This window comes from Pseudodesulfovibrio alkaliphilus (genome assembly GCF_009729555.1).
GTDB lineage: Bacteria > Desulfobacterota > Desulfovibrionia > Desulfovibrionales > Desulfovibrionaceae > Pseudodesulfovibrio > Pseudodesulfovibrio alkaliphilus.
The window spans coordinates 80,337-93,639 of the sequence record NZ_WODC01000008.1 but is presented as its reverse complement, the minus strand read 5'-3'; the positions used below and the strand labels follow the sequence as shown (position 1 = coordinate 93,639).

Here is a 13,303-nt window from a genome sequence, read left to right as displayed (position 1 = left end):
CAACCGGAATCCCCCTACTGTGCCAACAGCTAGGGGGATTCTTATGTACAGCATGATGGAATTTCTGGTGGCCCTTTTGCTGGGGCCCATGTCCAGAACAATTATGGGCATTCTCAACAAGTTGCCTGTATGCCGCCCTCAGGCAATGCGACGACACTCACAGTGTATCAGACACCTCCTGTCCCTTGGAGGATTACGGGGTGTTTCCTTTTCTTTCAATGCGTCATTGCGACTTGGCCAGGGCCTGATCCAGGTCGGCGATGATGTCCTCCACATCCTCGATGCCAACAGAGATGCGGATCATGTCCGGCGGCACGCCCGCGGCCAGTTGCTCGGCCGGGGTGGACTGGGAATGGGTGGTCGAAGCCGGATGGATGACCAGGGTCTTGGCGTCGAGGATGTTGGCTAGGTGCGAGCAGAGCCTGACCGACTCGATGAACCGCTGCCCGGCCGCAAGCCCGCCCTTGATGCCAAAGCCGAAGACCGCGCCCGGTCCCAGCGGGAACATGGCCGAGGCCCGGCCGTGGTCCTTGTGGCCGGGCAGCCCCGCGTAGTTGACCCACTCCACGGCATAATGCGTGTCCAGGAACTCGGCCACCTTGCGGGCATTCTCGCAATGCCTGCGCACACGCAGGGGCAGGGTTTCGAGCCCTTGAAGAATGAGAAAGCTGTTCATGGGCGACAGGGCCGCGCCCGTGTCCCGCAGCAGACCGATACGCGCCTTGGTGGCCAGCGCCGGGCAGGGAGTGCCCTGCGCACCCCCCAGGGCCTCCCAGAGATTGACCCCGCCGTAGGTAGGGTCCGGCCCGGTCAGCTCGGGGTATCTGCCCGAGACGCCCCAATCGAATTCGCCCTTGTCCACGATGGCTCCGCCGATGGCCGTACCGTGGCCGCCGATAATCTTGGTCAGGGAATAGACCAGGATGTCGGCCCCGTGATCGAACCCGTTGAACATGGGCGGCGGCGAAACCGTGGCATCAAGCACCAGAGGCAGACCGTGGGCGTGGGCCACATCGGCGATGCCCTGGATGTCGTCCACGTTGCAGCGCGGGTTGCCGATGGATTCGGTGTAGACAAGCCGCGTGTTCTTGTCGATGGCCACCTCGAAGTTGGCAGGGTCGGACGAGTCCACGAACCGCGCCTCGATGCCGAAGCGCTTCAAGGTATGCTCGAACAGGGTTTGGGTGCCGCCATAGAGGTTGGAGCCCGTGACGATGTTCTGTCCGGCCGAGGTGATGGTGGTCACGGCGTAGAAAATGGCAGCCATGCCCGAGGCCGTGGCCAGCGCTGCGGCAGCGCCGTGCAGCTCGGCCAGACGCCGCTCCAGAACGTCGGTGGTCGGGTTCATCAGCCGGGTGTATATGTAGCCCGGCTCCCTGAGGGCGAAGAGGTTGGCCGCGTGCTCGGTGTCGCGAAAGACGTAGCTGGTGGTCAGATGCACGGGCACTGCCCTGGAGCCGGTGTCGGCATCGGGCGAATGTCCCGCATGCAGGGCCAGGGTCTGCGGCCCCAGGGGTTTGACAGCCATGGTTGCGCTCCTGTGAGTGATAGATTCCGGTCTGCCGCAAGCCTTGCGGGCAGTCCCTCCACTTCACCTTGCGCAAAAGCCGCCCTTTAGGCAAGCCTTGATGTTTCGGCCCCCTGGATCAGCCGCCCAGTCCGGCCCGTTCGATCCAGGAGGCGAAAGCCTCCACGGCACGAGCGCCATAGGCCTCCTTGCGGAATTTCTTTTTCATCTTGCCGGACAATCCGGGCATGAGGCCGAAGTTCACGTTGGAGGGCTGGAAACGCTTGTCGGGCTTTGTGGCCAGATGACCCAGAAGCGCCCCCAGGGCCGTCTCGGGAGGCGGCGCAAGCACTGACCCGCCCGACAGCCGCCGCGCCAGCGACAGCCCCACCCAGAGCCCGCAGGCAGAGGATTCCAGATACCCCTCCACCCCGGTGATCTGCCCGGCAAGATAATAACCGGGTCTGGCCCGAAGCTGGAGGTCGCCGTCAAGCACATCGGGCGCGTTGACGTAGGTGTTGCGGTGGATGGAACCCAGGCGCAGGAACTCGGCCTTCTCAAGACCGGGGATCATGCGGAAAATGCGTTTTTGCTCCGGGTAGGTGAGCTTGGTCTGAAAGCCCACCAGGTTGAAGGCCGTCTTGTCGCGGTTCTCGGTGCGTAGCTGGACCACGGCAAAGGGCCGCTCGCCGGTTCTCGGGTCCACCAGTCCCACAGGCTTGAGGGGGCCGAAGGCCAGGGTCATCTCCCCACGCTCGGCCATGGCTTCCACGGGCAGACACCCCTCGAAATGGACCTCCTGCTCGAAGTCGCGGGGCCGGACCTTCCCGCCCGCCAGCAACTCGGCCACGAAAGCCTTGTACTCGTCCTCGGTCATGGGGCAGTTGAGATAGTCATCGTCCTCGGGTTTCCAGCGGGAGCCCCAGAAAGCCTTGGCAAAGTCGATGGACTCGCGGGTGACAATGGGCGCGATGGCGTCGTAGAAATAGAGCCGCTCGTCGCCCACCACACGGATCAGACTGGCCGTCAGCGTAGGGCTGGCCAGAGGACCGGCGGCCACGACCACGGCGTCGGTCCCCGCCAGTTCGGGTGCGTCCAGGTCCGCAATCTCGCGGCGGATGACCGTGATCAACGAATGCTCCCCAATCCTGCGGGTGACGTGGTCCGAAAAGAGCGCCCGGTCAACGGCCAGCGCCCCGCCCGCCGGAACACGGGTGGCGTGGGCCGCCTCCATGACCAGACTGCCCAGGCAGTCCAACTCCTCCTTGAGCAGGCCGATGGCCGCGGCCGGGCCGGTGGCTCGGAAGGAATTGGAGCAGACCAGCTCGGCAAGCCCGTCTTCGGTATGGGCCTCCGAGCGCAGGTGGGGCTTCATTTCATAGAGTTCGACGGACACTCCGGCCCGAGCAAGCTGCCAAGCGCAGTCGCACCCGGCCAGACCGCCGCCGATAATCGCAACCCGTGCCATTTCATATCCCCGGTATCGTTTACGTTCGCCGCGATATGCCGTATACGGGCCAAAATGGCGAACCAGTGAAAAGCCAGACGGAAAAGACAATGCACGACACTCTTCTGGACATACGCGGACTGACCACCCGCTTTTCCTCCCCGCAAGGCATCGCCAAGGCGGTGGATACCGTCAGCCTCTCCCTAATGCAAGGAGAAACCCTGGCCGTGGTGGGCGAGTCCGGGTGCGGCAAGACCGTGCTCGCCCTGTCCATCCTTGGCCTGGTGCCCGACCCGCCGGGGCGGGTCACGGACGGCTCCATTCTCTACAAGGGAAGCGACCTGCTCGCCATGGACGAATCCGAGCTTCGCCGAATCCGGGGCAACCAGATCTCCATGATCTTTCAGGAGCCCATGACCGCGCTGAACCCGGTCTTCCGCATTGACGACCAGATCGCCGAGCCGCTGCGGCTGCACCAGGGACTGGACGGACGCACTGCCCTGGCCGGGGCTGTGGACGCCCTGGCCCGGGTTGGCATCCCCAATCCGGCCAAAGTGGCCCGCGCCTATCCCCACGAGCTTTCCGGCGGAATGCGCCAGAGGGTGATGATCGCCATGGCCCTGGCCTGCAACCCCTCCCTGCTCATCGCCGACGAACCGACCACGGCCCTGGATGTCACGGTCCAGGCCCAGATCCTTGACCTGATGAACGACCTCAAGGCGCGAATGAACGGCTCGCTGATGCTCATCACCCACGATCTTGGCGTGGTGGCGCGCATGGCCCGACGGGTGGCGATCATGTACGCGGGCAAGGTGGTGGAGCTGTGCGAGGTCGGGCCGCTCTTCGCCGAGCCGCTGCACCCCTATACCCAGGGTCTGCTCGCCTCGGTGCCGGTGCTGGGCGACAGGAGCGAGCTGAACCCCATCCCCGGCATTGTGCCCGGCATCTTTGATCTGCCCGAGGGATGCCGCTTCCGACCGCGCTGCCAACACGCCTTTGAACGCTGCACAACGCTGCCGCCGCTCCTTGAGACCGGCCCCGGCCGTCAGGTGCGCTGCTGGCTCCATCAATAGGAGGTTTCCGCCATTTCCGCCTTTCTCCAACTCATCGACGTGGGCAAGCACTACAGAGTCACCAGCGGCCTGCTGGGCCTCAAGATCGACGCCGTCCGGGCCGTGGACGGCGTCAGCCTGACCGTCAGCCAGGGCGAGACCCTCGGTCTGGTGGGAGAGTCGGGCTGCGGCAAATCCACTCTGGCCCGGTGCATCATGGGCCTTGAGGCCATCAGTTCCGGCAACATCGTATTTCAGGGCCGCGACATGGCCGACTGGCCCGAAAAGGCGCTGCGCCGCAAGATGCAAATGATCTTCCAGGACCCCTACTCGTCGCTTAATCCGCGCCAAAAGATCGGCTCCATCATCCGCGAAGGGCTGGACATCCACGCCATCGGCACCCGGGCCGAACGTCGAGCCCGGGTGGATGAGCTGCTCGGCCTCGTTGGCCTGCGTCCCGAGCACGCCACGCGCTATCCCCATGAGTTCTCCGGCGGCCAACGCCAGCGCGTGGCCGTGGCCCGCACCCTGGCCCTGGACCCGGACCTGATCGTCTGCGACGAGCCGGTCTCGGCACTGGATGTCTCGGTCCAGGCTCAGATCCTGCGGCTGCTCAGGGCTCTGCAGGGTCGACTGGGCCTGACCTATGTTTTCATCTCACACGACCTGTCCGTGGTCAGCCACATCGCAGATCGGGTGGCCGTCATGTACCTGGGCCGGATCATGGAAATCGCTCCGGGCGCGGAAATATTCGCCGCCCCCAGGCACCCCTATACCGAAGCCCTGCTTTCATCCGTGCTCACACCCGATCCCGCGCAACAAACCAAGCGCATTCCCCTGCAAGGAGAACTCCCAAGCCCCATGAACCCGCCCTCGGGCTGCCCCTTCCACCCCCGCTGTCCCAAGGCGTTTGATCGTTGCCCGGCACAACGACCCGAACTCCGGGAAGTGGCGCCCGGCATCCAGGTGGCCTGCTGGCTGCATTGATCTTTCTGTCATGCACAAAAGAGTCGGCAACTGTGCCTGGACTCCAAGCAACCAGACGCATACTTTACTTTACGACATCTTTAATAGCCTTGAATCAATGCTTATTTTCTTAAACTTAAAGTTTAACTTTAATATCCCGCGGAGCCTGCCATGATCAGTCGCAACGAGGCCCTGACCCTGCTCATGAGACACAACGACGAAACCAATCTGATCCACCACGCCCTGGAATCCGAGGCGGTCATGCGCGGTCTGGCCCGTCGGCTCGGGCGCGACGAGGAACTATGGGGCCTGACCGGCCTGCTCCACGACCTGGACTACGCCGCCACCCGCGACAATCACGCCCGCCACGGCCTTGACTCCGTGGACATGCTGGCCGACAAGCTGCCGCAGGAGGCCCTGGACGCCATCAGGCGCCACGCCTCGGAAATGAACGGGTCCGAGGGGCCGCAAACCGAGTTCGACCATGCCCTGCGCTGCGGCGAGACCGTCACCGGCATGGTCCACGCGGGCGCACTGGTCCGCCCCACCCGCATTGACGGCATGCAGCCAAAGAGCCTGAAAAAGAAAATGAAGGACAAAGCGTTCGCTGCCAGTGTCAACCGAGACTGCATCCGCGAATGTGAACGCATCGGCCTTGAGCTTGGCGAGTTCCTCCAGGTAGCTATCGACGCCGTTGCCGACATCGCGCCCCAAGTGGGGCTTGCGCCCGAATGATTGACCAACGGCACATGAAGCAAGCGAACCGCAATCATCCCATGGTTGCGCGGCAGGTGTCTTTGTACTACGCCAGAGTGTGCTGACGACAACCCTTCCGGCCACCGGAAGACACCGGAGCAGATGTGGCGGCAATCGACCAGACCCTGGCCCTTGGCGACTCCATCATCCACACCACGGACCCCCGGGTGCGGCTCTGCTGCGCCGTGCTGCTCACTGTCACCACAGCTCTGGTCCACTGGCTGCCGCCGGCCCTGCTCGCCCTGGCAGCCGGGGCCGGGCTGACTCTCCTGGCCGGGCTGAGGCCGCTGGCCGTGATCCGGCGTCTGGCCGTGGTCAACGTGTTCATCGTCTTTCTCTGGATATTTCTGCCTTTTTCCGTCCCTACGGGCCCTCTGGATGCGGCGCTCCTGCGCCTCGGCCCGCTGGGGGCAAGCCGCGAGGGCGTGGATCTCGCCTTGCTGATCACGATCAAGTCCAACGCCATCGTCCTGACTCTGCTCGCGCTTATGGGCACCATTCCCATGCAGGAGCTCGGTCCGGCCATGCAGCGGCTCAAGATGCCGGAAAAACTCTGCCACATTCTCCTCTTCACCTACCGCTACCTCTTCGTTATCCATCAGGAATACCACACTATGCGTCGTGCCATGGCCGTGCGGGGCTTCACGCCCGGCACCAACAGCCACACCTACCGCTCCATGGCCTGGATGCTGGGCATGCTTCTGGTCAGAAGCTGGGATCGGGCCGAACGCGTCCACAACGCCATGCGCTGCCGGGGCTTCCGGGGCCGCTTCCACTCCCTGGCCCGCTTCGCGGTATCGCGGCGCGACATGATGCTCTTGGTCGGCTGTGCCGTCATGGCCGCAACCTTCATCTGGCTTGAGATCAGCCGCAGGGGGCTTGCATGACTCGCGCCGTCATTGAACTCACGGACATCGAATTCGCCTTTCCCGACCGCGACATCTGCCTGTCCGGGTTGAATTTCCGTCTCAACGAGAGGGAAAAGGTCGGCCTGTTCGGTCCCAATGGCGCAGGCAAGACCACCATGCTCCACATTCTTATGGGTCTGCTCGCGCCGCAGCGGGGCCATGTGCGCCTTTTCGGCGAAACCATGGTCAACGGCCGGGCCTTTGACGAGAGCAGACTTCGCATCGGATTCCTGTTTCAGAACGCCGACGACCAGCTGTTTTGCCCTACCGTGCTCGACGATGTGGCCTTTGGCCCGCTCAACCAGGGGCTGTCACGGGACAAGGCCAGACAGCGGGCCACCGAAGCCCTGGCCACCGTAGGACTCGCAGGCTTTGAGCACCATGTGCCCTATCGGCTCTCGGGCGGTGAAAAGAAGCTTGTGGCCCTGGCCACCATTCTGTCCATGCAGCCGGAAGTGCTGGTGCTCGACGAGCCCACCACCGGCCTTTCTCCCGAGTCCAGGGAACGGCTGGTGTCCATCCTGACCGGACTGCCCATGGCCCGCCTCGTGGTCTCCCACGAACCCGACTTCCTGGCCGCCACCACGGACACGCTCATAGCCCTGCGCGGCGGCCGCATCGTACCCGGCCGCCTCACCCCGCACGCTCATGTCCATGTCCACGAAGAGGGCGACATCCCGCACCAGCATTGAGCCATCCCCGAATCGCGCCGCTCAGGGCCAAGCCACCCCGACCCGGCTTCGTCTTGCGACTTGACCGCAGGGCCGCATTTGCGCAAACTTGCCCCCCTCCACCCGACGCGCCCGGGACCGAATGACAACTTTCCCGGAAAAGCGCCGCCTGGATCTTGGCAACCCGGGATACGGCCTTATAATTCACCGATACCGAACCGCTTGCGGCACATTCCTCAAAGGCGACCACTGATGCCCGACACCCCCGACGCGATCAATAAAACATCATACCGCACCATCTGGCATCTGGCCTGGCCTCAGCTGCTGATGATGTTTTTCCATTTTCTCATCGGGTTGACCGATGTATGGGTGGCAGGGCACATCAACCGCGAAGTCCAGGCTTCCCTTGGCATCATCACCCAGTCCCTTTTCTTCCTGCTGGTCTTGGCTCAGGCCGTGGCCAACGGCGCAGTGGCGGCCATCAGCCAATCCATGGGCGCCGGCCTCCACAGACGGGTGCAGCGCTACATCGGGCTGTGCCTCATTCTCGCTGTCCTGATCGGCGGCCTGTTCCTGGCTGTTGTCCTGCCCATGAAAGGCTGGCTTGTCACCGCGCTCCAGGTGCCCGACGACTTGCGGCCCATCACCGAATACTTCCTTGAAGTGTATCTCCTTGTGCTGCCCCCCTACTATCTGCTCATCATTACCAATGCCATCTTCCGGGCACGGCAAGAAGTCATGTACCCCCTCTATTGCATGATCCTGGTCACGGCCACCAACACGGTGCTCGACATCGGTCTGGGCCTCGGCTGGTGGGGCATGCCCAACCTCGGCTTCAAGGGATTGGCCTGGGCCACATTCGCTTCGGTTGCCGCGGGCGCGGCGCTCAATATCGTCGCGCTGTGGCGCAAGGGCTTACTTAAACCGTCAAGCTTCGCCCCCATGCGCTGGGCCAAACGCGCCATGCCCTATCTCCTCAAAGTAGCTTGGCCGTCCGGGCTGATGCAGATCATCTGGCATTCCGGTTATCTGGTCCTCTACACCATCACCGGGAGCCTGCCCCGCGACGCGGTCAACGCCCTGGCGGGCATGGCCATCGGCCTGCGCATCGAGGCATTGCTGTTCCTGCCTGCCATGGCCTTTAACATGACCGCAGGAATACTGGTTGGCAACGCACTGGGCGCACGCCAGCCCGCGGAAGCAAAACGGGTGGGCTTTCGCATCCTGGGACTGGGCATGGTCTCCATCTGTCTGTTCACCATAGTCATCTGGCAATTCGTCACCCCCTGGGTCGCCCTGCTCACCCGGGACGCTGCCGTGGCCGCCGAGGCCGTCAGCTACCTGAAATGGAACGTGCTTGCCGTTCCCTTCACCCTGACCACCCTGATCCTGGCCGGAGCCTTCAACGGCGCAGGGGCGACCCTATACAACATGCTGATCCTGGGCAGCTCCATCTGGTTGCTGCGTCTGCCCCTGGCCTGGTGGCTCGGCCACCATGCCTTGGACAGCGCCGAAGGCATCTGGATCGCCATGTTCTGTTCCCAGGCCGTCCAGGCCCTGATCCTGCTCTATTTCTTCACCTTCAAAAACTGGCAGCGTTTCTCCATGGTCAAGATGCGCAACGGCTCCAACGCTGCCTTCAAGGACATTGCATGACCCTCGATTTCGCCCCTGTGTCCCTCGACAGACAAAAGGAATACCATGCAGCCCTGACCGGCTGTCCGCAATTACTGACCAGCGACTTCTCCTTTGCCAACATCTTCGGCTGGAGCGAGCATTACGGACTGGAGTGGGCCTTTCACAAGGACATGTGCTTCGTCCGCCAGACCAAGCCCGAGGTGATCCACTGGGCTCCTGTCGGCCCGTGGGAAAAATACGACTGGGCCACCTGCCGCGCCATGCGCGAAAGCGCCCGCTTCACCCGTGTTCCCGAGGAGCTGGCAGCCCTCTGGAAAGCCGCCTACGGCGACGACATCACCATCACCGAGAGCCGGGACCACTGGGACTACATCTACTCGGTGGAAGAGCTGATCAGCCTCACGGGCAAGAAATTCCACAAGAAAAAGAACCTGCTCAACCAGTTCATCAAAGGGTATGACTTCCGCTACGAGTCCATGGGCCCCGAGTGCGTGGAAGAAGTTCTCGAAATGCAGGACGAATGGTACAAGTGGTACGAGGAAAACAACCCCTCCGAGGCGCTCAAGGCGGAAAACCGCGCCATCACCCGCGTGCTGCACAACTTCGACCAGATCACCGGCCTCATGGGCGCGACCCTGCGCGTGGACGGCAAGGTCATCGCCTATACCGTGGCCGAACCTCTGTGCGAGGACTCCATCGTCATCCACTTCGAAAAGGGCGACATCCGCTACAAGGGCGTGTATCAGGCCATAAATCAAATGTTCCTGGAGAACGACGGCGCCGAATACACCAACGTCAACCGGGAGCAGGACCTGGGCGACCAGGGCTTGCGCAAGGCCAAGCTCTCCTACAACCCCGTCTTCTTCCTCAAGAAGTACGAGGCTGAACTGACCCGGGCGTCGTGAGCATTCTCCTCTCGTCAGCATCGCGCCGCCATCGGCTGGTCGTACTCGGCCTGGATGGTCTGCCCCTTGACCTCGCCCGCCGACTGGGCGCATCCCTGCCCGCCATCCGGCGACTGACCGAAAACGCGACCACAATACAGGCCGAGCTGCCCGAATTGTCGCCGGTCAACTGGACTTCGCTGTTCACCGCCAAGGGGCCGGAAAAACACGGCGTCTTCGGTTTCTCGCGCCTGAATCCGCACACCTATCAGTTGTCCATAGCCGACAGTGGGCAGGTGGCCTGTCCCACCATCTTCGATACGTTGGGCGCGGCCGGGCTCGTTTCCCGCGTCATCAACCTGCCGGGTACCTATCCTGTCCGCCCCCTGCGCGGAATGATGATCACGGGCTTCGTCTCCCACGAGCTGCATCGGGCCGCCCATCCGCCCTTCCTGGCCGCGAGACTGGCCGAGGCGGACTACAGGCTTGAGGCGGACACAAGCCGGGGCGCGGGCGACCCGGACTATCTTCTGGCCGAACTGCGAGCCACCCTGGCCTCACGCCTGACCGCCCTGGACATGCTCTGGCCCGATCTGGCCTGGGATCTTTTCGTGCATGTCTTCACTGAAACGGACAGGCTCTTTCACTTTCTTATGGACGCGGTGCTTGATCCGGGCCATCGGCTGCATCTGGACTGCATGCGTCTGCTGGCCCACTGGGACGACGCCCTGAGCCGCTTCCTGGCCCGCTACGACTCCCTACCCGAGCCCAAACGGCTCATGGTGGTAGCCGACCACGGCTTCACCCAGCTACAGGTTGAAGTTTGCGTCAACACCTGGCTCAAGCAGCAGGGATTTTTGGTGGGAGAAGGAACACCGTCGAGCGAGTGGGACGCCGGGGTCATCGGCGAGCGGAGCGCGGCTTTTGCCCTGGACCCGGGACGCATATACATTCACACTCGCGACTATGCCCGGGGAAGCGTCAACGAGGCGGAAAAACCCGCCCTGACCGCTGCCATCCGCGACGGACTGCGCGGCCTGACATTTGACGGCGAGCCGGTCATGGAGCATGTCTACACCTCGGACGAGTTGTATCCCGGCTCGCGGTGCGCCCAAGTGCCCGACCTCGTCTGCCTGGCACGGCCGGGGTTCGACCTCAAGGCCAAGTTCGATCGCGAGGAGATTTTCGGCCTCCATGGCCGCACCGGGGCACACACCGCCCACGGGGCCATCTTTGCCGATACGGCTGGCCTGCGGCCCGGACGCATGCGCGATGTAGGGGCGGCCATCCTCGACCATTTCAACCTATCGGCCCAGGAAGCGTAAATGGACCTGCACACCGAACTCAACGACGCCCAGCGCGAGGCGGTGCTGACCACCGAAGGCCCGGTATTGGTCATCGCCGGAGCGGGCTCGGGCAAGACAAGAACCATCGTCTACCGTCTGGCCCACCTGGTGCGCCAGGGGGTGGACCCGGCCCAGATCCTGCTGCTCACCTTCACCCGCAAGTCAGCCCAGGAGATGCTGCTCCGCGCCGGAACCATCCTCGGCCACTCCCTCAACGCCACCAGCGGCGGGACCTTCCACTCCTTTGCCTACGCCACCCTGCGCCGCAACGCCCAGGACATCGGGTTTCCGGGCGGATTCACCCTCATGGACCGCTCCGACTGCGAGGCCGTGTGCCGCGATGTCAAGGAAACGCTCAAACTCGGCAAGGGCGACCGCTCCTACCCCAAGAAGGCCACCCTGCTCGACATGATCACCAAATCGCGCAACAAGGAGATTCCCATTGAGGCGGTCCTGGAGCGCGAGGCATACCACCTCTCGCCCTACCTTGATGATCTCAACGCCATTGCCGAAGGCTACGCCGCCTTCAAGCGCCAGCACGCCCTGGTGGACTACGACGACCTGCTCTTCCTGCTCGACTCGCTCCTGGCGGGCAACGAGCCCCTGCGCAACCAATTGCGCACCCGCTACCGCTACATCATGGTGGACGAGTATCAGGACACCAATCTGGTCCAGGCGCGTATCGTCAAGCATCTGGCAGGTGAGGGCGGCAACGTCATGGCCGTGGGCGACGACGCCCAGTCCATTTACGCTTTCCGAGGTGCCAACGTGGCGAACATTCTTGATTTCCCAAACATTTTCGAGGGCACAAAGATCATCCGTCTGGAAAAGAACTATCGCTCGAAACAGCCCATCCTCGACCTGACCAACGAGATATTGCGCGGCGCTGCCACCAAATTCGACAAACATCTCTACTCGGACCTGCCCGGCGACACCCTACCCGAATTGATCCACCCCATCAGCGACCAGACCCAGGCCCGGCTGGTGGTGGACCAGATCCTCGACCTGGGCAGGAAGTACCCGCTGCACGAGGTTGCCGTTCTCTTCCGGGCAGGCTACCAGTCGTTTCCCCTTGAGGTGGCCCTGACCAGGGTGGGCATTGATTACCAGAAATTCGGGGGCATCCGCTTCCACGAAGCGGCGCACATCAAGGACGTACTCGCCCTGCTGCGGCTGGTGGTCAATCCCCACGACCTCATGGCCTGGCAACGGGCCCTGGAGCATGTCAAGGGCGTCGGCCCCAAGACCGTGGCCAAAATCTACAAGGCCATGCACACCGACGACGCCAAATACTTGGCCACTGCCACCAAAAAGCATGAATCCCTGAGGGACATCCTGAATGAACTCGACGGGCTGCGCACCATGGGGGGCAGGCCGTCGGCCGTGCTGGAACGGCTGCTGGTCTTCTACCAGCCCATCCTCATCGACAAATACCCGGACGACTACCCCAAACGCCAGGCCGGACTGGAGCAGCTCGGCCAGATCGCGGTCAATTACGTCGACATGGACCAGATGCTGGGCGACCTAAGCCTCGACGGCGACCCGGACGAGGAGAAACGAAAGGAAGACGCGGTAGTCCTGTCCACAGTCCACTCGGCCAAAGGCCTTGAATGGAGCGCGGTCATCCTCATCGACCTGGTCGAAGACCGCTTTCCCTCGCGGCGGGCCATGCAACGACCCGAGGATATGGAGGAGGAGCGCCGCCTGATGTATGTGGCCTGCACCCGGGCCAAGCATTGCCTCAAGCTCTTCGTTCCCGGCTCGGTCTACAACCGCCAAAGCGGACTTTCCGACCCGACCTTGCCCAGCCCCTTTGTCCTTGAGCTGCCCGATACGGTCTATACTCCTATCAGGGAATCATACTCCGGCGGACTGGAGGTTCGGCGTCAGGCAAACACCCGGCCATCCCCTGGCGCGGCCACAATGCAGGACGCCCCGCCTGCTGTCACAGCCGCCAGCCCCCCGGCGAAACCGGATAAACTGGGCTTCTGCATCCACAAGATTTTCGGCCGGGGGAAAATCATCGCCTGCCCAGAGCCCAACAAATACAAGGTGAACTTCCCCGGTTTCGGCATCAAGACCATCATTGGGGATTATCTTGAAATGCTTTGACCATCCACATAGACTG

The 13,303-nt window shown here is 63.0% G+C and carries 11 protein-coding genes; 9 read left to right on the top strand and 2 right to left on the bottom strand.

Going from position 1 to position 13,303, the window contains the following annotated elements:
- Positions 1–223: 223 nt before the first annotated feature.
- Together GKC30_RS12155 and trmFO are read right to left on the bottom strand one after the other, a co-directional pair.
- Positions 224–1,528 (bottom strand): O-acetylhomoserine aminocarboxypropyltransferase/cysteine synthase family protein, encoded by a 1,305-nt coding sequence (locus GKC30_RS12155; protein ID WP_155935050.1) that lies wholly within the window; start codon positions 1,526–1,528, stop codon positions 224–226.
- Between the two features lie 118 nt (positions 1,529–1,646).
- Positions 1,647–2,975, bottom strand: coding sequence for a methylenetetrahydrofolate--tRNA-(uracil(54)-C(5))-methyltransferase (FADH(2)-oxidizing) TrmFO (gene trmFO, locus GKC30_RS12150; RefSeq protein ID WP_155935048.1), 1,329 nt, complete (start codon positions 2,973–2,975; stop codon positions 1,647–1,649).
- Between the two features lie 89 nt (positions 2,976–3,064).
- Here trmFO and GKC30_RS12145 point away from each other — a divergent pair, with 89 nt between their 5' ends.
- From GKC30_RS12145 to GKC30_RS12105, 9 genes are all read left to right on the top strand, one after another.
- Positions 3,065–4,027, top strand: coding sequence for an ABC transporter ATP-binding protein (locus tag GKC30_RS12145; RefSeq protein WP_155935046.1), 963 nt, complete (start codon positions 3,065–3,067; stop codon positions 4,025–4,027).
- Positions 4,028–4,039: 12 nt separating this feature from the next.
- Positions 4,040–4,993, top strand: coding sequence for an ABC transporter ATP-binding protein (locus GKC30_RS12140; protein WP_367614135.1), 954 nt, complete (start codon positions 4,040–4,042; stop codon positions 4,991–4,993).
- A gap of 150 nt (positions 4,994–5,143) precedes the next feature.
- The gene (locus tag GKC30_RS12135) at positions 5,144–5,707 is read left to right on the top strand and encodes an HDIG domain-containing metalloprotein (RefSeq protein WP_155935033.1); all 564 of its coding nucleotides are present in this window, start codon (positions 5,144–5,146) and stop codon (positions 5,705–5,707) included.
- A 125-nt stretch (positions 5,708–5,832) separates the two neighbouring features.
- Positions 5,833–6,615 carry a cobalt ECF transporter T component CbiQ gene (gene cbiQ, locus GKC30_RS12130; RefSeq protein WP_367614124.1) on the top strand — a complete coding sequence of 261 codons (783 nt, stop codon included), beginning with the start codon at positions 5,833–5,835 and terminating at the stop codon, positions 6,613–6,615.
- Positions 6,612–7,328 carry an energy-coupling factor ABC transporter ATP-binding protein gene (locus tag GKC30_RS12125; protein WP_155935031.1) on the top strand — a complete coding sequence of 239 codons (717 nt, stop codon included), beginning with the start codon at positions 6,612–6,614 and terminating at the stop codon, positions 7,326–7,328. Before cbiQ ends, GKC30_RS12125 begins: the two co-directional genes overlap by 4 nt.
- A 231-nt stretch (positions 7,329–7,559) precedes the next feature.
- The gene (locus GKC30_RS12120; RefSeq protein ID WP_155935029.1) at positions 7,560–8,963 is read left to right on the top strand and encodes an MATE family efflux transporter; all 1,404 of its coding nucleotides are present in this window, start codon (positions 7,560–7,562) and stop codon (positions 8,961–8,963) included.
- Positions 8,960–9,850, top strand: a complete 891-nt coding sequence (locus GKC30_RS12115; RefSeq protein WP_155935027.1) for a DUF2156 domain-containing protein — start codon at positions 8,960–8,962, stop codon at positions 9,848–9,850. The genes GKC30_RS12120 and GKC30_RS12115 overlap by 4 nt, the downstream gene beginning before the upstream one ends.
- The gene (locus GKC30_RS12110; protein WP_367614123.1) at positions 9,847–11,154 is read left to right on the top strand and encodes an alkaline phosphatase family protein; all 1,308 of its coding nucleotides are present in this window, start codon (positions 9,847–9,849) and stop codon (positions 11,152–11,154) included. The genes GKC30_RS12115 and GKC30_RS12110 overlap by 4 nt, the downstream gene beginning before the upstream one ends.
- Positions 11,155–13,287, top strand: coding sequence for an ATP-dependent helicase (locus tag GKC30_RS12105; RefSeq protein WP_155935025.1), 2,133 nt, complete (start codon positions 11,155–11,157; stop codon positions 13,285–13,287).
- The last annotated feature ends 16 nt before the right edge of the window (positions 13,288–13,303 follow it).